Origin of the sequence: Viridibacillus soli (assembly GCF_016612995.1) — a bacterium.
In the GTDB taxonomy this organism is placed as follows: domain Bacteria; phylum Bacillota; class Bacilli; order Bacillales_A; family Planococcaceae; genus Viridibacillus; species Viridibacillus soli.
Genome location: NZ_JAEOAH010000015.1, coordinates 46,848 through 67,596, shown reverse-complemented (window position 1 = coordinate 67,596; position 20,749 = coordinate 46,848). Strand labels below are relative to the sequence as shown.

At 37.4% G+C, this 20,749-nt stretch carries 15 protein-coding genes and 1 pseudogene; 11 read left to right on the top strand and 5 right to left on the bottom strand.

Annotated features, from left to right (window positions below):
- Positions 1-105: 105 nt before the first annotated feature.
- Positions 106-1,965, top strand: coding sequence for a ribosomal protection-like ABC-F family protein (gene abc-f, locus JFL43_RS11720; RefSeq protein WP_200749185.1), 1,860 nt, complete (start codon positions 106-108; stop codon positions 1,963-1,965).
- A 69-nt stretch (positions 1,966-2,034) separates the two neighbouring features.
- Here abc-f and JFL43_RS11715 read toward each other — a convergent pair whose 3' ends face one another.
- On the bottom strand, positions 2,035-3,411 hold the full coding sequence (locus tag JFL43_RS11715; RefSeq protein ID WP_200749184.1) for a polysaccharide deacetylase family protein: 1,377 nt from the start codon (positions 3,409-3,411) through the stop codon (positions 2,035-2,037).
- 227 nt (positions 3,412-3,638) lie between these two features.
- Here JFL43_RS11715 and JFL43_RS11710 point away from each other — a divergent pair, with 227 nt between their 5' ends.
- Both JFL43_RS11710 and JFL43_RS11705 read left to right on the top strand, forming a co-directional pair.
- A complete protein-coding gene (locus tag JFL43_RS11710; RefSeq protein WP_200749244.1) occupies positions 3,639-4,391 on the top strand; it encodes a threonine/serine exporter family protein in 753 nt (250 codons plus the stop codon).
- 10 nt (positions 4,392-4,401) lie between these two features.
- A complete protein-coding gene (locus JFL43_RS11705) occupies positions 4,402-4,866 on the top strand; it encodes a threonine/serine exporter family protein (RefSeq protein ID WP_100794964.1) in 465 nt (154 codons plus the stop codon).
- Between the two features lie 130 nt (positions 4,867-4,996).
- Here the strand turns inward: JFL43_RS11705 and JFL43_RS11700 are convergent, their stop codons facing one another.
- Entirely contained in the window at positions 4,997-7,012 is a 2,016-nt protein-coding gene (locus JFL43_RS11700) for a bifunctional diguanylate cyclase/phosphodiesterase (RefSeq protein WP_100794963.1), read from the bottom strand.
- A 202-nt stretch (positions 7,013-7,214) separates the two neighbouring features.
- On the opposite strand from JFL43_RS11700, the gene JFL43_RS11695 reads away from it, so the two are divergent.
- The 5 genes from JFL43_RS11695 to JFL43_RS11675 all read left to right on the top strand — a co-directional run bounded on the left by JFL43_RS11695 (position 7,215) and on the right by JFL43_RS11675 (position 14,456).
- The gene (locus JFL43_RS11695; protein ID WP_234447745.1) at positions 7,215-8,132 is read left to right on the top strand and encodes a DMT family transporter; all 918 of its coding nucleotides are present in this window, start codon (positions 7,215-7,217) and stop codon (positions 8,130-8,132) included.
- 917 nt (positions 8,133-9,049) lie between these two features.
- Entirely contained in the window at positions 9,050-10,783 is a 1,734-nt protein-coding gene (locus tag JFL43_RS11690) for an ABC transporter ATP-binding protein (RefSeq protein ID WP_200749183.1), read from the top strand.
- Positions 10,776-12,599, top strand: a complete 1,824-nt coding sequence (locus tag JFL43_RS11685; protein ID WP_200749182.1) for an ABC transporter ATP-binding protein — start codon at positions 10,776-10,778, stop codon at positions 12,597-12,599. Before JFL43_RS11690 ends, JFL43_RS11685 begins: the two co-directional genes overlap by 8 nt.
- Positions 12,600-12,945: 346 nt before the next feature.
- Complete coding sequence (locus JFL43_RS11680) at positions 12,946-13,809, top strand: GNAT family N-acetyltransferase (protein ID WP_200749181.1); 864 nt, start codon at positions 12,946-12,948, stop codon at positions 13,807-13,809.
- A 38-nt stretch (positions 13,810-13,847) separates the two neighbouring features.
- Complete coding sequence (locus JFL43_RS11675; protein WP_100794959.1) at positions 13,848-14,456, top strand: SGNH/GDSL hydrolase family protein; 609 nt, start codon at positions 13,848-13,850, stop codon at positions 14,454-14,456.
- Between the two features lie 274 nt (positions 14,457-14,730).
- Here the strand turns inward: JFL43_RS11675 and JFL43_RS11670 are convergent, their stop codons facing one another.
- The gene (locus JFL43_RS11670; protein ID WP_200749180.1) at positions 14,731-14,898 is read right to left on the bottom strand and encodes a hypothetical protein; all 168 of its coding nucleotides are present in this window, start codon (positions 14,896-14,898) and stop codon (positions 14,731-14,733) included.
- Between the two features lie 560 nt (positions 14,899-15,458).
- On the opposite strand from JFL43_RS11670, the gene JFL43_RS11665 reads away from it, so the two are divergent.
- Complete coding sequence (locus JFL43_RS11665) at positions 15,459-15,596, top strand: hypothetical protein (protein WP_157812861.1); 138 nt, start codon at positions 15,459-15,461, stop codon at positions 15,594-15,596.
- 55 nt (positions 15,597-15,651) lie between these two features.
- Here JFL43_RS11665 and helD read toward each other — a convergent pair whose 3' ends face one another.
- Positions 15,652-17,883: an RNA polymerase recycling motor HelD gene (helD, locus tag JFL43_RS11660; protein WP_200749179.1), complete on the bottom strand. Its 2,232-nt coding sequence runs from the start codon at positions 17,881-17,883 to the stop codon at positions 15,652-15,654.
- A gap of 174 nt (positions 17,884-18,057) precedes the next feature.
- On the opposite strand from helD, the gene JFL43_RS11655 reads away from it, so the two are divergent.
- The gene (locus JFL43_RS11655; protein WP_200749178.1) at positions 18,058-18,777 is read left to right on the top strand and encodes a glycerophosphodiester phosphodiesterase; all 720 of its coding nucleotides are present in this window, start codon (positions 18,058-18,060) and stop codon (positions 18,775-18,777) included.
- 153 nt (positions 18,778-18,930) lie between these two features.
- Here the strand turns inward: JFL43_RS11655 and JFL43_RS11650 are convergent, their stop codons facing one another.
- Positions 18,931-19,953, bottom strand: a complete 1,023-nt coding sequence (locus JFL43_RS11650) for a DUF2804 domain-containing protein (RefSeq protein WP_200749177.1) — start codon at positions 19,951-19,953, stop codon at positions 18,931-18,933.
- A gap of 304 nt (positions 19,954-20,257) precedes the next feature.
- On the opposite strand from JFL43_RS11650, the pseudogene JFL43_RS11645 reads away from it, so the two are divergent.
- Positions 20,258-20,749, top strand: a pseudogene (locus JFL43_RS11645) (amidase domain-containing protein); the annotation flags it as partial.

Genomic DNA, 20,749 nt, shown 5'->3' with positions numbered 1-20,749 from the left:
GCCATATTTTAAGGCGTAAAAGACTGTCTGTTAATCAGGCAGTCTTTTTGTTTTGGCAAAAAACGAGTGCTTTCAGCTGTGTCATACGGAAGGAAGTAATTAATCATGATTTGTACAGTTCAACATATAAGTAAAATGCTCGGCGGGAATAGTATCTTTGAAGACTTAGTATTAGATATTAAAACAGGAGTTCGTTTAGGTATTGTCGGACGTAACGGTTCAGGAAAGACGACATTATTTAAGCTTATCTCAGGAGTTGAATCACCCGATCAAGGGGAAATTCATTTTAAAAAGGGGACAAAAATCGGATATTTAGCACAAATTCCGGTATTTGCAGAGTCTGTAACGGGGCGAGACATTTTAGCGCAAGCATTCAAGCATTTACTCGTTTTACAGAACCAAATGCAGGAACTTGAAGAAAGTATGGCTATCGCTACATCTGAGCAGCTAGAGCGCTATCTAGTGCAATATGGCGACGTGCAGGAACGCTTCACATTAGCAGACGGTTATAGTATGCAAGTACAAATGGACACGGTCGTTAACGGTCTGCAGTTAAATGATTTTGTAGAACAGCCCTTTAATAGTCTTAGTGGTGGAGAAAAGACGAAAATTATGCTAGGTCAGCTGCTATTAACGAAACCGGATTTACTATTGCTAGATGAACCGACGAATCATTTAGATTTATTTGCAGTAGAATGGTTGGAGCAATATTTACTCGATTATACAGGGACAGTTGTTATTGTTTCGCATGACCGATATTTCTTAGATAAGGTTGTCACGAAAATTGCAGATTTAGAGCAAGGTGAGTTGCAAGTTTATCATTGTAGCTATTCAGATTTTTGTATTGAAAAAGAAGAGCGTCTTATGAGAGAGTTCCAGCAATATGAGGAACAGCAGAAGAAGTTGAAGAAGATGCGTGAGGCGATCAAACGTATGCGTCAATGGGCGAACGAAGCGAATCCTCCGAATGAGGCGATGCACCGACGCGCACGTAATATGGAGAGAGCTCTAGAGCGAATAGAGAAGCTACGTAAGCCAATTATTGATCCGAAAAAGATGAATTTATCATTCGAAGCGGCTCCGCGTAGTGGTAAAGAGGTGGCCATTCTAGACAATGTTACTAAAACTTTTGGAGAAAAAGTATTACTTCAAAATGCGAGTTTACAACTATTTTGGCAAGAGCATATGGCGATTGTAGGTCGCAACGGTACAGGCAAATCGACTATATTGAATATGTTGCTGAATAAAATAACGATAGATTCTGGTACTTGTAAGTTAGGCAGCCAAGTAAAGATTGGCTTTTTATCTCAGCATTTTAAAATTATTCAGCCAAAAGCACGACTCATTGATGTTTTTCGGGATGAGGTATCTGTCACTGAAGGTGATGCACGTCATATTTTAGCGAAATTTATGTTTTACGGAGCAGATGTTTTTAAGCGGATTGCCGATTTAAGTGGTGGTGAACGTATGCGACTTAGATTAGCACAGCTCATGCACCAAGACGTCAATTTACTCATACTAGATGAACCGACAAATCATTTGGATATCGAATCAAGAGAAGTGCTTGAAGACGCGTTAGAGGACTTCAGAGGTACTATTTTGGCTATCTCTCATGATCGCTTCTTTTTAAATAAAATATTTACAAAAACAGTGTGGCTTGAGCATCAACAACTAACAACTTATGAAGGACCATATGATTGGGCACGTCAGAAGGTTGAGGAACAAAATCTACGCAACGCAGCACAGTCTTTGAAGCATACAAAAAAAGCGTCTACAAAAGTGAAGGTTACCGAAAATAATCAGCATATAGAGCAGGAGATTACGCAGCTTGAAGCAACTTTAAAACAGCTACATCAGACGATTAATCAAGAGCAGGATTGGTTGTTATATGAACAACTCCTAACAGAGAAAGTTAAGTTAGAGGCACAACTTGAGAAACTATTAGAACAGTGGATCGAAGAATAATCATTAAAAGGGCCCTTGATTACAAAATATAATCAAGGCCCTAATTAGTTGGTCATAGGGAGAATGTTATTATTTTCTTAACTCAGAAACAGTTACAAATTCAAAGCCTTGCTTTTGCAAATAGGCTAGAACAGCGTCTAAACCTTGCGCTGTAGTTGGATGAATATCATGCATCAAAATAATATCACCATTACCGGCATACATTTTGATCATTGTTAAAAGAGATTTAGCATTACGGTATTTCCAATCAAGTGTATCAACATCCCATAAAATACAAGGCAGGTTCGTTTGTGCGCGTACACGCTTATCTACTGAGCCGTAAGGAGGGCGGAACAACGTCGGATTTTTACCTGTTACGTTTTTAATTTCTTGATTTGTGCGCGTTAATTCGCTTTTGATCTTCGCATTCGAAAGGTTTTTTAAATTTGCATGAGAGAATGAATGGTTGCCGATTTCGTGTCCAGCATCCGCCACTTTTTTTGCAAGCTTCTGATTGTACATCGCTTGGCTTCCAAGCATGAAGAAGGTTGCCTTTGCATCATATTTCTTAAGTGTTTTCAAGACTTTAGGTGTCACTTTTGCATTAGGTCCATCATCAAATGTCAATGCAATTTGTTTCTTTTTCACAAGTTTATTTGCTGTTTTCTCTTCTAATTGGAATGGTTTAGCAAGTATACTATTTAAAGAAGTCAGCGGAACTCTAATCTCTGAAATCGATTTAATATCATTAGACAGCTGCTCACCGTCGAAATAAATGTATAGATTACTTTCAGTTAATGAAAAATGCTTATAATTCGCAAACGTAGGCTTCGTAGCATTTTTTAATTTTTCCGTATTGGCGTATGTTTTTAGCTTATCATTGTTTATTATTTGTTGTTGTACAAGCGATGCAAGCTTAACTAAGTTATTTTCATTTTTAATAACATCATTTAAATACAATTGCTTATTATTTTTATTATCATACATGAAGGTTTGAACAGTTTGGTCTTTATACCCTGTACCCTTATATGTAGTTGTTGTTAAAACAAATGAGTAATAGTTCTTTTTATGTTGCAAAGTATCAAATGTTATTGTTAAGTTGCCAACTTTTTTTGCATCTTTTTGGAGTCTTTTCTCCATCTCCTCTAAGTAGGTATCACGTGTTTTATAAACGGCATCTTTAATGACTTTGTTAAATGCCTTATTATCAGTTTGCGGATATTGAATTGAGTATGGCATACGTGGGTCTTCTGAAATGATAGTGGCAATAGTAATACCGGAATATTCCGAAGCCTTCGTTTTAAGCTCAGGTTCCGCTGCTAAAGCGACACCATTAGCTACTGAAGAATCTTTGTCGGTTTTAGACGAAATAAATAAGAAAAGCAAAATGGCCGATAAAATTAAAATGCTACTAATCAAAATGGTGTCAATCCAAAGCCCTCTTTTTTTCGGGCGTGATGTGGTCATTACCCCATAGACCTCCTTTAAAACTATTATGTGTTCTATTCTATACGATTAGACGGCCGAGTAGCGTGAAAAGTTTTCAATTTATGTTAAAAAAGCTTCTTTTGTTGGAAAATAAGTAAAAATGTCATTTTAAAAATGAATTTTCAGGAAGAAAACGACATTTTTTAGAATAAATAGTCATACATAACGTATTTTTAATAAAATTAGATTATGAAAGGCTGGAGAAAATAGTGATTGAGATTAAAGAAGAAGAGCTTGCGATAGATTGTTTTCTTCTTGCCGGAAGATTACTTATGCAAAGTGGAGCCGAAACCTATCGTGCTGAGGATACGATGTTACGCATGGCAAATTCACAAGGGTTAACATCCGCACAAAGCTTCGTGACACCTACGGGAATTATATTTTCTGCTGGTCATCAAAGGCCGACAAGAATTATCCAAATTCCGAGACGTTCGACGGATTTAGCAAAAATTGCACTTGTTAATGGCGTATCACGTCGTTTGGCGACAGAGCAAATTACTTTAGAAGAAGCGTATGAGGAGTTACAGCGTTTAGATCGCGCAAATTTACTATTCCCAACTTGGGTGCAAATAGTCGCTGCGGCTATTGCGAGCGGCTGTTTTTTAATTTTGTTTGAAGGAATGTGGAAGGATGTAGCTGCAGCAATTTTAGCTGGTGGTGTTGGATTTCTAATTTTCGTATTAATGCATGAGCTAACGAAGGTGAAATTTTTTGCGGAATTTACAGCTTCGCTATTCGTAGGCATTACAGCGTTTTTAGCAGTGAGATTTGGTATTGGTATTCAAATAGATAAAATTATAATTGCTTCTGTCATGCCATTAGTGCCAGGTTTGCTTATTGCAAATGCTGTGCGTGACTTGATGGCGGGACATTTTGTGTCCGGCGTAGCTAAAGGTATGGAAGCCTTTTTAACAGCATTTGCAATTGGAGCGGGTATTGCACTCGTATTGTCATTTTAGGAGGAATACTATGTTGTGGGTCATCCAAGGAGTTTTTAGTTTTATAGCAACAGCGGCTTTTGGGATTCTCTTTAATGCACCGAAAAAAACGCTGTTCCATTGTGGATTAGCGGGTGCCATTGGATGGCTAATATACTTTACTTTGCAGAAGCAAGGTGTGGATGCCGTACCAGCTTCCTTTGCGGGAGCTTTTGTTATTTCGATAGTAGCGCATATTTTGGCAAGACGGTTTAAAATGCCGATGATTATTTTTAGTGTTGCCGGTATTATTCCACTCGTTCCTGGTGGAATGGCATATAACGCGATGAGACATGTTGTTGAAAATGATTATCTTGCAAGCATTCAATATGCAGCAAGAGCGTTCATTATTACGGGTGCAATTGTTATGGGACTTGTCTTTGCGGAAGTATTTATGCAACTCATCTTCAATATGATTCGTAAACGAAAGGCAAAAGCTATTGGAGATGTTATGTAAATATAAAAATGGCCTTCGTTTACTTAAGCGAAGGCCATTTTTATATTATAGGATTATAAATTTGTTTTATTCGAATCAATTGATTTTTTAGTAATTGTATTGCATCATTTGAAAGAAATAAAACAGTGTATTATTTTAACAATTTCTCTATTTCTCTAGGTGTAACAGGGTGGCTAATATGATAGCCTTGCACGGCATCACAGCCAAATCCTGCAAGTAATTCTTGTTGCCCAGCAGTTTCAACACCTTCTGCTAAGACCCGCATATTGATAGTTTTTCCGAATTGTATTATACCTTGAATTAGTTTTTGAACTTTCTTTTGATATTCCAATGTTGAAATAAATGTTTGATCAATTTTAATTTCAGCTAATGGAAGTAATTGCATGTAACGGAATGATGCATAGCCTGTACCAAAGTCATCCAGAACGAAGACAATACCATCTGCTTCTAATTGTTTCATTTGTTGGATAATTGAAGTTTCAGCTTCAGCTTCTAATGCAAACTTTTCTGTAATTTCTATTTGTAATAGATTGGCAGGACAATTTGTCTTTTCTAATACTTTTCGGATTTGTAAGACCATATTTTTGTCGCGGAATTCGCGTACAGATGAGTTGATGCTTACTTTTAAATTTAAGCCTTTTTTATGCCATGTGGCTGCTTGTAAACAAGCTTGTTCAAGCATAAATGTCCCGATATCATTGATCAATCCAGTTTCTTCTGCAATAGGGATTAAGACATCCGGTGTGACGATACCAATTTCTTCATCTTCCCAACGTACGAAAGCTTCAACCCCAGTAATTTTACCTGTTGCTAGATTTAGCTGTGGTTGGTAAAGTACTTTTAAGTTCTTTTCATCCAGTGCGATTAATAGACGCTTTTCAATAAGAGCTTTTGTACTAAGTGCTTTATGGTCGGCTTTTGTTAAGCTGATAATATTACCGCCACCTTCAGAGCGTACTTTATAAATTGCGGCGTGTGAAGCTTTCACTAAATGGGAGAATGACGATTGATCTTCAGGGTATTTCGTAATACCACCGCTAATTGATAGCGGTAACGCAAGACCCTTCACATAAATTGGATGTTGTTTTAAATAGGCAAGGAAGCCTTGAATAAACCATTCACCAAGTGGCGTTAATACGACAAATTCATCAATGCTCACACGTGCCATCGTACTATCTTGGAAGTACATCTTCATACGATTCGTAAATTCTTGTAAAAGAACAATTTCTGTTTGCTCGTCATAAATTTCCTTTAAAGAGTAAAATTTATCGAGGCTTAAGTAAACAAATGTAAAGTGATTATTTTCTTGAATTAAGTCTGTAACAATTTGCTCTAAACGATATCGATTCATTAAACCCGTTTCTTGATCAATATAGGCAATCTTTTCCAAACGATTTTGTAGCAGTTTTTTTTCTGTAATATCATTTTCAAGCAGAATAAAGTAAGCAGGATTTTTACTAGAAACGAAAATAGGAATAGCGGTTAAATCAACCCAATAAGACTCACCGTCTTTCGCCATCTTTTCGACTTCACCTTTCCAATTTTTACCGCTCTTTAAGGATGCCCAGATGTTGTTTGCAAGTACAGTTCCATCATCTGTTTGAGGGAACATTTGCCAAAAAGTTTTGCCGATAATCCGTTTTGGTGTCCATTTACTACGTTTTAAGAAATTGCTGTTTGCAAACGTTATTAAGCCTTCTTGATCCATTGTAAGCATCATAAAGGATGATTCTAATCCTGTCTTCATACTGATTAACTCTTGATATGGAGATGGGTCATTTTGAATTTCATCATTCATTTCAAAATGGAAGAATACATACCGTTCGTTTTCAATCGTAAATGCTTTTACTAAAGCAGAAGAAAAAATAACTTCTTTATTCTTGGCGATAAACGCCACTTTGTCTAAATGACAAGGATCAGGAGAGCGTAATAGCTTAATCCATCCATCTCTGTGAAGACCCGCTTGCTCTTGTTCGATGAAGGGTACGAATGTCCCAAGAACTTCATCGACTGAATAGCCAAAGGTTTTTTCTGCTTGACGATTCCATGCTGCTACAATCCCTTCATGATTTACAATCATCATAGGGAATGGCATTTGGTTCAAAATTGAATTTGCAGTATTAAATATTGTCTGAGTTTCATTCATGCATGCGACGACTCCTTGAAATTACTATATATATCATTATAGTGAAAAGAAAGTCATCCGTCATTAGTAATAGACAAGGTATATGTAAGAAATTCAGAATTTTTTTTAAATATAAGCAATATAAAAAGGATAAAATAAGAAGATACATGTAGAAAATCATCAAAAATACAGTATTTTATATTCATATGAAAGAGGTTTAGTGATGAATAATATGTCTCGTAGATTAAAAGGTATAGCTATGATTATTTTTGGAGCAATGCTATGGGGTGCTACAGGGCCACTTATGGAATGGGTATTATCTAATAGTGACTTAACTGTTTCATTCATGCTAACAGTACGACTTGTTTCTGCAGGGTTATTACTTTTATCCTTCTTGTTACTAACTAAAAAAGATGTTTTTGCTATTTGGAAATATCCTGTTTGGTGGAAAAAGTTGGTTGTATTTGGCGTTTTAGGTATGCTAGGGGTGCAATATACATTCGTAGCAACCATTAATGCTAGTAATGCGGTGGTAGCAACTTTGTTACAGTTTTTAGCACCGATTTTTGTTGTCATGTTTATTTCATTTTCTTATCGTAAATGGCCACCTCGTTATCAAGTGTTAGGTATTCTAGGAACGCTTGGTGGCCTGTTCCTATTATTAACAAATGCTTCTTTTGAGACATTACTCGTTAGTAATGAAGCCCTTTTATGGGGAGTCGCAGTCGGATTAACTTTTGCATTTTATACATTATATCCTACGCAGATTATGAAAGAATGGGGCGTTCTCTTAGTAGTTGGATGGGGAATGTTAATCGGAGGTATTGTGCTAGGGATTATATCTAGAGTCTGGCGTTCAAATGAGTGGAGCCTTTTAATAGATCCATTGATTGCTTCTATAATAATTGCAATCATATTTTTTGGAACACTGGCCTTTGTATTGTTTTTAAGTAGTATGAAATATATTTCACCAGTAGAAACGAGCGTACTTTCAAGTATGGAACCTTTAACAGCAATGATTATTTCTGTTATTTGGCTGGGCAGAACATTGGCATTGTGGCAAATTGTAGGCGTTATTATAATGCTTGTTTGTGTAACATGGCTATCCGTAGAAGGAGATAAGGATCAAGAAAACTCCTAAAATAGGACAAAAAAATAAGATTGGTATATTAAAGTTGAGTAATTATACCAATACAATCAATACGTCATGTCCGCATGGTTATTGAAGAAACTGGTCAGATTTTTAAAGTGATTACAGAAAGTGCTGATCAAACAAATGCGTCTACAAACCAAATGGAGACAATCACAGTTGATGTTGAATGAAGAACAATCTACTCATGCAGCAGCGTAAGAGCAAAGTACAGCGATGCAAGAAATTACAGCATCTTCCGAAATCTTAAGTAACTTAGCAAGAGATTTACAAGTACTTGTGACACGTTTTAAATTATAAGTATGAACATATAGCTTTTTGCAAAATTATTTAAAGGTAAGTAATAATACAAGAAGGGCCTCTTTCACTTTTGTAGTGGAGGAGGCCGTTTTTATATTTATTAAATATGAAATGCGAAAGAAGTTTTATGCGGTCAATGCAATAGGCAGACTCGGAAAAATACCTTTTTAAAAGGAGTGACATACAATTCATATCATTTATTAGGTGTGTTGATTAAAGGAATATTAGGTTGTTATTTACCGTTAAAATGGTTTTTTATGTTCGATATTCACTTATGTTACTACATTTTTTAGTTGATTGTAGCGGAGGGTGCTTGCCTGCGGAAAGCGAGCATCCGGTAGCGGAAATCAACCTACCACTTTAATGGTAATGGTTAAAATTAGTTAATCAACACGCCTGATCATTTATAAAAATAGGTGTTCATTAGGAAGAGCTTGTGACTTAATGGACGTCTAATTATTAGGGGCCTAATTGAGTATATAATATTAAAAAAGTAGTATCTTATCGTAAATTTAAGCTTATTTTATTCAAGTTTCGGCTAATATATGGCATAATAAGGAATAACCACGGAAGTTTCGAGTTGCGAAGGAAAAATAGGGGGCTTTACCATGAAGACAATGTTTTCATACATAAAACCATATAAATGGTACGCTTTTATCGCCATTTTACTCATGCTTGTGGAGCTGTCTGTGGAGTTAATACAACCACTTATTATCAAAAAGATTATTGATGATGGAATCGTCCTGCAAGATACTGCAACGGTTTGGTTATGGGGCGGCATAATGATGTTATTAGCTTTTTTAGCCTTTTTAGCAGGTGTGACGAATTCATTTTTCTCAGCGCATGCTTCTCAAAGCTTTGCCTTTGATTTGAGAAATGCGCTATTTAAAAAAGTACAATCATTTACGATGACGACGTTTTTGAGATTTCCATCGGCAGGACTTATTACTCGCTTAACGAGTGATGTATCGCAAGTGCAACAAGTCTTGTTTATGAGCCTACGGGTTATGCTTCGTACACCGCTTGTTGTCATTGGGAGCTTACTCATGGCGTTTTACGTGAATGTATCATTAGCAGGTTACCTTGTTATTGGGGCTCCATTTTTAGCTATGTTCTTATTTATCATGGTCCGTAAAGGGATTGCCTATTTTTCGGCAGTTCAGAAGCGTGTTGATCGGGTGAATCGTGTCATTCAAGAAAATTTGCAAGCAGTGCGCTTAGTAAAAGCTTATTTGCGCGGTATGTATGAAGCGAGCCGCTTTGAAACAGTGGCAAATTTATTGAAAAAAGATACATCAAAAGCATTGCGGACAATGGAATATATTCAACCGATTTTATTGTTTGTCATGAATGTCAGCTTGCTTGCAGTGCTTTGGTTTGGCGCTGGGAAAATTCAGCAAGGACAAACGCAAATTGGTGAACTTGTAGCGATTGTCAATTATGCACTGCGTATGACAGGAGCATTTTCAATGTTTTCATTTATTATCGTGTTATTTTCACGTGCGAAAGCTTCAGCGGATCGTATGGAGGAAGTGCTGTTAATCGATGAAGGGCTAGAACATGATGTTGAGGATAAAGGGCAGCTAGATATACGACAACGCGGAACACTTCGCTTTGATAATGTATCGTTCAAATATCCACAGACGGATGAATTTGTATTGTATAACATTTCTTTCGAGTGTGGGCAAGGTGAGAAACTCGCTATTATGGGGGCAACTGGATCAGGGAAATCGACGTTGCTGCAGTTATTACCACGCTTTTATGATGCGTCATCTGGAGACATCTATGTGGATGGACAGAACGTGCAAAATTGGCCATTAGAAAAATTACGAGAGGCGATTGGTTATGTACCACAGAGAGCATTGTTATTCACAGGCTCTATCCACAATAATTTAACATGGGGCAAGACGGATGCATCAGTTGAAGAAGTACAGGAAGCCGCAATACAGGCGCAAATTCATCATTCAGTTGAGAACTTTCCAAATGGCTATGAAACGAGAGTAGGCCAAAAGGGTGTCAATTTATCTGGTGGTCAGAAGCAGCGTTTATCCATTGCACGTGCATTAATACGTAAGCCAGAGTTTTTAATATTAGATGATAGTACGAGTGCGTTAGATATCAAAACAGAATCGGCACTATGGGATGCACTAGACGGTGAAGAGGCGACGATGCTTGTTGTAACACAGAAAATTCGCACAGCAAAAGGTGCGGATCGTATTTTGTTATTAGAAGATGGACAAGTTTCAGCATTTGGTACACATGAAGAATTAGTGAAAAATTCAACATTGTATCAAAAAATTGCCGCTTCACAGCAAGAGCAGGAGGTGGATGATAATGCTTAAATCGATTCGACAACCATTTGGCTATAAACCTGTTTTAAAGAAAGAGGATTTACAAAAACAGCATAATAAGAAGGTAGCACGCGCAACGAATTGGCGTGCGACGTTAGGTCATATTTGGCATATTGTTGATGAACAGCGAGCACTTTTAATCGTCGTCCTATTGATGGTTGTTGCGAGCTCAGTATTATCACTATTAGGTCCATATTTAATCGGGAAAATTATTGATAACCACATTATGAAAATGCAGTTTGTTGGATTGCCTGGGTTGATTTATGGCTTGATTGCCATTTATATCGGTTTGTCTTTATCGTTATTTTTTCAAAACTATTGGATGATAGGTATTGCACAGCAGACAATTTACCGCATGCGTACGGGATTATTTACGAAGTTGCAAAAACTGCCAGTGTCGTTTTTTGATAAGCGTCAGCATGGTGAGCTAATGAGTCGGATGACGAATGATATTGAGAGTGTCAGTTCGACTTTAAACAGTACGTTTATACAAGTGTTTTCAAGTGTTTTAACATTAGTTGGGACAGTTGTTGTCATGTTATCGATGAGTCCGTTATTGACACTGTTAACTATGGTCATTATTCCGGTTATGTTCTTTGCAACGCGATGGATTACACGCCGTACTGGTAAACTTTTTAAGGAGCAACAGCAAGCATTAGGCGCATTGAACGGTATGATTGAGGAGTCAATCTCAGGGCAGCGTGTCGTTAAAGCGTTTTCTCAAGAGCAGCGTATGATGGAGGAATTCGCAGAGAAAAGTAGTAAGTTACGCCATGTTGGTTTTTGGGCTTATGTTTATTCAGGTGGAATTCCAAAGGTCATGAACCTTTTAAATAATGCAAGTTTTGCCATTGTTGCTGGTGTGGGTGGCTTACTAGCGTTGAAAGGCCAAGTGACGATTGGGACCATTGTTATTTTCTCTGAATATGCACGGCAATTTACAAGACCTTTGAATGATTTAGCGAATCAGTTCAATAATGTATTGTCTGCAATTGCTGGAGCTGAACGTGTTTTTGCGATTATGAACGAAGAAGAAGAGAAAGATGCAGCTTCTAGAACGGCAATCCGTCAGCTACAAGGTGACGTAAATTTTAATAATGTTTCGTTCAAATATGAGCAAACAGAAGAAGCGCATACGATTCAAAAGGTTAGCTTCCATGTAGCCGCAGGACAAACGGCTGCTCTAGTTGGTGCTACTGGAGCGGGTAAAACGACGATTTTACAGCTACTCGCACGTTTTTATGAAGTAAATGAAGGTGATATTACGATAGATGGTACACCAATTCAAGCAATGTCCCGTCAACATTTGCGTAGCCAAATGGCGTTTGTTTTACAAGACCCATTTCTTTTTGAAGAAACGGTTCGAGAAAATATTCGATACGGTCAGTTGAATGCGACAGATGAAGAAGTGGTAGATGCAGCAAATAAGGCAAATGCCCATGACTTCATTATGAAATTACCAAATGGTTACGATACATTTTTGTCTGCGGATGGTGGCGAAATTAGCCAGGGACAGAAGCAGTTATTATCGATTGCAAGAGCACTAGTTGCAGACCCTGTGATTTTACTGTTAGATGAAGCGACAAGTAGCATTGATACTGTGACAGAACTGAAAATCCAAGAGGCACTAGAACGTTTAATGCAAGGCCGTACAAGCTTTGTTATTGCGCATCGATTAAATACAGTGCGTCAAGCTGACATCGTCTTTGTAATGCAGCAAGGAGAGCTTGTTGAAGCAGGCAACCAGCAGGAGTTAATAGAGCAACAAGGTATTTATTATAAAATGTTAAAAGAATCTAAAGCTTAACTATTTCTATAAATAAGAAAAGGCATTCATCCACTCAAAATGGAGAAATGCCTTTTTATTTATATGCTAAATAACTTCCACCTAAGACCGTTTTGCACGAATATCGCCGATGAAAAATAAACCATATGGAATGAATTCTTTAATTATTAAAGATCCTATGATAGATATACCTAGACAGAGAACGGTATAACCTATGCTTATCTACAGAAATATGCATGTTTTTTTTGTCGTTTTATCTTCTTTCAGAATAAAATTCTCTACCTCTGGAAAGGCAAATGATAGTAGCTTCAATTAAAAATTTGATATCATTTAGATGTCAAAACAATTACAACAAGGTGGTTTCAATTTGAACATTTTTTTAATGAAAGCAACATATCCCATTGATAGCGAAACTTATCAAGAAGTTTTACAATTACTGCAAAATGCGGAACAGCAAGACGGTCAAAACTACAAAATTGTGATGCACGAAAGCGAATGGCGTAATCCACAAGCACATGGGTTTTTAGCACTCGCTTATGATGATGACAAAGATGAACTAATCGGTGTTGCAAGTGCCATAGATGTGATGGGGTTAAATACATTTGAGTGGTCAACTGTTGTAGCACCTATGTATCGTAGGATGGGTATTGGTGAGCATTTAGTCCAAGGTATTACTTCCGGATTCGAAGAGCGCGGAGCAGCTGGCGAATTAGCACTCACACTAAATGGGGAGGAAGGACGTAATTTTATCGAAAAACAAGGCTATGAATATAGTTTTTCAGAAGCGACATTACGTGTAGATGCAGAAGTTACTGCCGTAAATAACGACTTAACAATTCGTTTATATAATGATGAACGCGATGCACTTGTTACTATTTTCGAGTCAGCGTTTAATGATATGCCTGAGGAAACAGACGATCTGATTGCTTTCAATACATCAAAAGCAGGTCGTGTATTGTGGGTTGCTGAAAAGGATGGAGTGATTGTTGGTACAGTGACATCTGTTTTAGAAGGAGATGTTCAGTGGGTAACAGCATTAGCAGTACACCCTGGATTTCAACGTCAAGGCATTGGAACAGCACTTTTAGCATGGCTTAAAGCACACGCTGTAAAAGAAGGGCAATCGACAGTTATGCTAGATGTTGAGATTGAAAATGAGCAAGCACTATCTGTCTATGAACGAGCTGGATTTTCGAAAATACAGCAAGTAGATTTTTTTGCAAAAAAATAAACAGGAAGTAAAGTTAATGAAAAGAAGGTGAACACGAGATGAAAATCATCTGTTTTGGAGACAGCATTACAGCGCGTAAAGAAAACCATCTGAAACCAGTGTTAACATCCATGCTCAAGATGAAAATGAAACAGCATAAATTTATCAATGCTGGCGTATCAGGCAATACAACTGAGCAAGCGAAAGAACGTTTTCATAAAGATGTATTAGCAAAGAATCCTAATCTCGTCACAGTTTTATTTGGCGGGAACGACTCTGCTACGCATAAATTAATCCCGATAGACACGTTTAAATCTAATATCCGTTATTTTGTCCAGCAAATTGGCGTTGATCAAACGATTCTCATTACTTCACCACCAGTAGATGAATTGCTGCAGCCAAATCGCAACAATCAACTTCTAAAGGAATATGGACAAGCAGTAAAAGATGTTGCTGCTGAAACAGGATGTCATTGCATTGACTTCTTTGAAATCCTCTATAGCAAACCAAATTATAAAGAGCTATTAGTCGGTATAAAAAATGATGGACTACATTTCGGCGAAGCAGGCTACGACTTGTTATCTGATGCCATAGTAGAAGAAGTTGAAAAAATGGAAGGTGTCAGTAAGAAGGGGATCTGCCAACGAATATTGAACATTTTTAGATGATGTGAAGAATACCAAGCAAACTGCGAATTGCAGCCTACTTGGTATTTTTAATAGTGCCAAATGCTGAAAGTGAATAGTCAAAAGAAAGAAAATCCAATTGATTCCGGTTTAGGTGATATAGTAACCTAATCATGGAATGAATGCACCTATAGTTTTGAAAAGAAGATTAATCAAAACAACTGCTTAAAACATTTAATCGGATTATTGCTTTTTAAAAAAATTGATCATTATGTACTGTATTTTTCAACTTACGTTATCCTTTAGTTACATATAGCTATTCCTTTTTATTTACTCTAGACGCCCCAATTGCAGCCCCAATCGATGTCCCTATCAAAAGCCCTACAGCAAGGTTATGAACAAGCAAACCGAAAATTAATCCAAATAATATTCCAATACCTATTCCAAGACCTATAGATTCCTTACTTTTTTTATTGTCATCCAAAAAGATATACCTTCTTTCGTTGAAATTCCTAATTATAAATTTTATACGAATGAAATATATTTTAGTTTCATTATCTTAATAAGAAAAGAAAAAATCGCATTTTTACTGAAAATTTGGATCAACCTTTTTATAAACGATCCGGTGTGTTGATTAGAGGGATATTAGGTTGTTATTTACCGTTAAAATGGTTTTTTTATGTTCAATATTAGCGTATGTTACTACATTTTTTAGTTGATTGTAGCGGAGGGTGCTTGCCCACGGAAAGTGAGCATCCCATAGCGAAAATCCACCTACCACTTTAATGAATATGGTTAAAATTAGATAATAAACACCCCTGATAAACGGTGCTATTTTTGTTTATAACAGTGCATCAATATGTTAAAGCAACAGCACCTACTGCCTGATAAAATCAATTACTTTATCATGAATTTACATTGGTAAAAAAATAATTAGAATTATCATTAAATTTTACAAAAAATAAACATATTTAGTCGATAATATTCATAAACTAATGGTATTGTGAAGATAGTACAATAACTATCGTGAAGGGGAGATCTACAATGAGATTACCTGCACTAGGAAAAGCCGATGAAAAGAATGCAAAGCGATTAGTTAAAGAGAAAAAAGGCATTCTCCGTACGATTATGAATATCCTTTTTAAAAAACAAAGTTATTATCCACTGTCTACAAGGAAATAAAAAGGAGGCTACCAATTGTCGGCAGGTAAACGACTTTTGGAGGGCCTCTTTATTTTTATTCTTCTAATAAAAACGAACTGCGTGCAGAGCCTACTAAATGTAGCTCATGCATGGCACGAGTGACCGCCACATATAAAAGTTTGCGATCAAGTGCCGAATCATGAAATGGCTTTTCAATCGCGGTGACAATAACAGCATCGAATTCGAGACCTTTTGCTAAATGACTTGGAATGACGAGCAGCGCATCCTGGTCAATCTCGGATGATTCAGATAAAGTTTGCGCCATAACGCCGGCCTTTTGCAATAACTTTGTATAAGCCATTGTCTCATCAGAGGTTTTACAAATGAGCGCGATGGAGCGATGTCCTTTATCTCGAATTTGCTGATGAATCAGTTCAATTTCTGCCGGGTCAAGTTCTTTCATCTCATGAAAGGTCGGCTCATCACCGTGACGGACAACCGGTTCGACAAGTGGTAGATCTTCTTCCATTTTAGATAAAATTTCATTCGCCACAGCCATAATTTCAATTGTAGTACGATAGCTTTTTTGCAATGTTTTATAAGTAGCGCGTGGGAATAACTCACGAACAGGAGCCCAATCAGTTAAGGAACGATAGCTATGTATTCCTTGAGCTAAATCGCCTACCATCGTAAACATATCGGTTTCAAGACCTTCTTTTAAAGCAGCCAGCTGGAATAAACTATAATCCTGCACTTCATCGATGAAGACAACGCGCATTTTCCATTGTTCGCTGACACCTTTGATTTTGGCATGCAAATAGAAGATGGCAGCTAAATCTTCTAGTGCCCAAGATTCTTTCATATGCGCATTGCAAAATTGTTCGTGCTCAGCATCGGACCACTCTGGGGTCAACTCGCTCTGCAAATCAGGATTGGTCAAAAATTCTCGGTAAAGTGCTTTGATTTTTTGTTTTTTAAAGCGTTTCATATAATTTGAAGAGGTGGATTTAGCCTGCTTTTCAACAGCCGGAATACGCTCATCACGCTCATCAATCCATTTTGTTACGGTTTGCTTCCGTTTGGCGGCATCTTGAATACCAAACAATGCCTTATCTAAAATATCATCATATCTCTTATTTAACGTAAGAAGAATTTGCTTTTTCTTTTGTCGCACATAATTTTGTAAAACGGATTTAATACGGTCAATTCGTTTTTCAATAGGCATATAGGAGAAGTCACCTAAGAAGAGTTTTCTCAAGTGTGAGCCTTTTAAAATGCGATACTTTTCGATATAAACGTCTTCGAATTGCTCGGCTATTTCTGCTTCAATTCTTCTTATATAGCGGTCCATTACATCACGATAGGCAAGCGAGCCTTTCATTTTTGTCAGCCATAGTACGGTTGGATCGATAGCGTCTTCGCTTACAAGTTTTTCTAGTTGTTCATTTGGATTTTGGATTTTCAGTTTAATGCCAGTTGCTTGCTGCGCATATTCTGAGTAGGTCGTTTGGCAAATTTGATCGACACCAAGTTCAGGCAAAACATCGCCAATATAATCGATGAACAGCTGGTTAGGTGCTAAAATCATAAGTTCTTTGGCGTTGAAATGCTCGCCCATAGTGTATAGGAAATAAGAAATTCTATGGAGTGCAATCGTCGTTTTCCCTGATCCGGCTGCACCTTGTACAAGTATGGGTTGCTTTAAATGAGCACGAATGATAGCATTTTGCTCGGCTTGAATAGTCGACACGATTTCAGTAAGGCGTATATCGGCCTTGCCGGCAAGAGCTTCTTGTAATAACTCATCATTTGTAGTCAAATCGATATCTTGAACGTCTAGCAGCTGGCCTTCTTCAATTTTATATTGCCGTTTTGAAAAGAGATGCCCATTGTATTCCTCATCGCGTACTTTGTAAGTAAGGTCGCCAAGTCGCCCATCATAGTATACATTTGCGACGGGAGAGCGCCAGTCGACGATGATTGGCTCCTGTGTTTCACGGTCAAAGAGAGAGGTTTTACCAATATAAAGTTTTTCGGCAGGTTCGCCTTCCTTTTGAAAATGAATCCGGGCAAAATAAGGTTTTTGCTTAATTGCTTCAAGCCCTTCTTTTTGGTCACGTGCCATTTCGAAAAAACGAGCGTTCGTTAAAATGTTGAGGTAGCTTAAACTCGAATCTAAATATTCTAAATCAGCCATCGATTGTCGAATACTGTCCTGTGCAGATTGCACATCACGTTTGGATTCTTCTAAAAGTTGTCGCATATAATGTTTTGTGAACGCCAGGCGCTGCGCTTCTTGTTCAAAATCGGGATGCTTCTGTGTCATATACAGTCCTCCAATTTGGCAATTTTGCGTCCTGTTGAAGATGTTGGGGTTTTAATAGCAATGATAAATATTACTACATGAAATACGAGAGTACAAGTGAAAGTTTACAATTGTTTGAATTTTTTAAAAAATACAGCATAATGATAACGAATAATTTTTTGGAGGAAAATATTAATGAAAATATATGCACACCGCGGAGCTTCAGGAGATTTCCCAGAAAACACGCTCATTTCTTTCCGTGAAGCAGCAAGATTACCTATTTACGGCGTTGAATTAGATGTCCAACGTACAAAAGACGGGGTTCTTGTTATCAATCACGACGAACGTATTAATCGGACTTCAGACGGAGAGGGATATATCCGTGATATGACCTTTGAAGAAATACGCTCATACGACTTCGGTTCGTGGAAGGGAACACAATTCGCTGGCGAAAAAATGCCTACATTGCAAGAAGTGTTGGAAGTTTTCAAAACTACACACCATATGATTAATATTGAGCTAAAAACGGATGTTTTCTTATATGAAGGAATAGAAGATGAAGTGGTTGCAATGCTCGAAGCATATGACATGTTAGATCGAGTCATCTTTTCATCATTTGATCATGAAATGGTTGAGCGTGTACTGAAAAAAGCTCCACACAATGAAGTAGGCGCGTTATTTATGAAAATATTAGTGAATCTGCATGAATACGGCGTAATGATAGGTACCCAAGCATTGCATGTTTCATTAGTAGCAGCTAAGCGCGAAGCCGTTAAAACGGCAATTGCAAGGGGAAATATAGTACGTGTGTATACCGTGAACAGTGTTGAAGACTATGATTTAATGGAGGAAATCGGTGCTGATGCTGTATTTACAGATTACCCAGAGAAGATGTATTTGCATGGGAATAGGTAGGTGCTTAGGAGCGGGGGTGGCATAGTTAGTTGATGAGTAGCGCGAACTATTGCTACTTTGAAAGTAATCCAATCTCACCAAATTCGTATCCCTAGCGATTGCTCAATAGAAAAGGACAGTCTCTCAATCAAATGAGAGGCTGTCCTATTCTTTTCACCATTTTACTAAATGTTCTTCTGCAGTGCCGAGTAGTTGTTGTATTGGTAAGTAACAGCCGCTTTCTAATCGGATGCGACCGTTGAAGTAGCCGACCATTTGGTGAACTTCAGATTTGATTACTTTGGCATTTGTTGCGGCGACACGTTCAAAGAAGGGGGTGAATGTAAGTTGCACGTCATCTGTGAATTTGGAATTAATGTGCCAAGGCTTCATGAAATTTTTTGGATCGTATTCAAAAATAACATCTTCATGGATTTTTGTCATTTTACCGTCTAGGAAGACAGCATTTTCTGTCATGCCGGTGCCGTCTGTCCATTGGCCTCCTAAATTTAGTCCGATGCGGTGACCACCACATTTTTGAGAAGCCATTGCCCAGTTCCATGTTGCTTCACGTGGCCAAATACCTCGGCTATAGTCGAGCACAGCGAAGCACTCTTCTTCTTGAAAATTGTAACGTTTTTCACCTATTTTTACATAGCCGTTTGTGGGTAATGAATGATGCTTCGCAGTAAATTGGAATATTTGACGATTCCATGGGATGACAACGTTTAGAGAGTCGTCGTTTATAGGATGTTTGATTGTTAGGTCTGCATGCAGTAAATCACCATCGAAATTAGGAATAGTTACAGTCATTTGTGTTTCATTTTGTGCGTATAACAGTTGAATTTTCATTTCTTCATGATTAAAATTCACAGTTTCCAATACGTTTGTAGGCATTTTCACTTTATTGCCTAATGGAATTGTTATTGTTTTTTCAAAATAACGCTGTGTTTCATAATCAAGGAAGTAAACGAAACAAACGGCTGCATAGTCTAAATGGCTGATTGTTGCGGAGAACATAATTTCATCACCGAAAACACACCAATGATTCCATTTCTTTTTACGCATAAAATGACCTTTTAAATTACTATTAATAATTGGTTTTCGAGCGAAACCTATGGCAGAAGGATTTAAATTACCCTTCTTGTCACATAATAAGGTCGACTCAACAATTTCTTTTTCTGCGTGCTGTGTCAAATTCAAACACCCTTTCAAACGTAAAATAGGAGAAACAAATAAGTTACTTTTATTGTACCAAATTTTTGACTTATATTGGGGATTCAAATCAGGAATATTACAATTGTTGTTTAAATGTAAAGACACTGTCAAATTTCATATAAGTGTAATAGAGAGTAATATTCTGAGGTTCTTTTTAAATATACTAGCTACATAGAGACTAATTTTTATAGCTAAATGACTGCTAGATGGAAAATATTTTGCAGTAAGAGAAATATTTCAGCCAAACAGTGCATATAAATGAGCAAGGAGGTGTGATGAAGCAGTTTATAATCGAGAAGCAGCTGTACGCTATGCCGATAAATGGTGGGATAGCTACAATCCAGCATTTCCGCGATTCGATGTGGATTGTACGAATTTTATATCGCAATGTTTGTTTGCAGGCAGCGCACCTATGTGGGGAGCGCCAAACCGATTGGAGGGCTGGTGGCTAAAAGGAGGTAGTTGGAGTTTTAGTTGGAGTACATCGCATTCTTTGCGTTGGTATTTAGAAAATTCCAAGAAGGGACTGAGGGGGAAGCGAGTTGCATCTGCCAGTGAATTAGAGCTTGGGGATGTCATTTTTTACGATTTCCAAGGTGATGGGAGAATCGACCATTCCGTCATCGTTACAAGTATTCAAGATGGTGTACCTCATGTGAATGCCCACACATCCAATAGCTTTCATCGACCATGGGAATATAAAGATTCAACTGCGTATACGCCGAATATGAAATATTACTTTTTTCACATAGAAGATGTTATATTACCAATATGA

Coding starts and splice junctions, on each gene's coding strand:
- JFL43_RS11685 (WP_200749182.1), top strand. CDS start 10,776: ATGCTTAAATCGATTCGACAACCATTTGGCTATAAACCTGTTTTAAAG.
- JFL43_RS11715 (WP_200749184.1), bottom strand. CDS start 3,411: ATGACCACATCACGCCCGAAAAAAAGAGGGCTTTGGATTGACACCATT.
- JFL43_RS11700 (WP_100794963.1), bottom strand. CDS start 7,012: ATGAATGAAACTCAGACAATATTTAATACTGCAAATTCAATTTTGAAC.
- JFL43_RS11695 (WP_234447745.1), top strand. CDS start 7,215: ATGAATAATATGTCTCGTAGATTAAAAGGTATAGCTATGATTATTTTT.
- helD (WP_200749179.1), bottom strand. CDS start 17,883: ATGACACAGAAGCATCCCGATTTTGAACAAGAAGCGCAGCGCCTGGCG.
- JFL43_RS11705 (WP_100794964.1), top strand. CDS start 4,402: ATGTTGTGGGTCATCCAAGGAGTTTTTAGTTTTATAGCAACAGCGGCT.
- JFL43_RS11665 (WP_157812861.1), top strand. CDS start 15,459: ATGAGATTACCTGCACTAGGAAAAGCCGATGAAAAGAATGCAAAGCGA.
- abc-f (WP_200749185.1), top strand. CDS start 106: ATGATTTGTACAGTTCAACATATAAGTAAAATGCTCGGCGGGAATAGT.
- JFL43_RS11690 (WP_200749183.1), top strand. CDS start 9,050: ATGAAGACAATGTTTTCATACATAAAACCATATAAATGGTACGCTTTT.
- JFL43_RS11655 (WP_200749178.1), top strand. CDS start 18,058: ATGAAAATATATGCACACCGCGGAGCTTCAGGAGATTTCCCAGAAAAC.
- JFL43_RS11675 (WP_100794959.1), top strand. CDS start 13,848: ATGAAAATCATCTGTTTTGGAGACAGCATTACAGCGCGTAAAGAAAAC.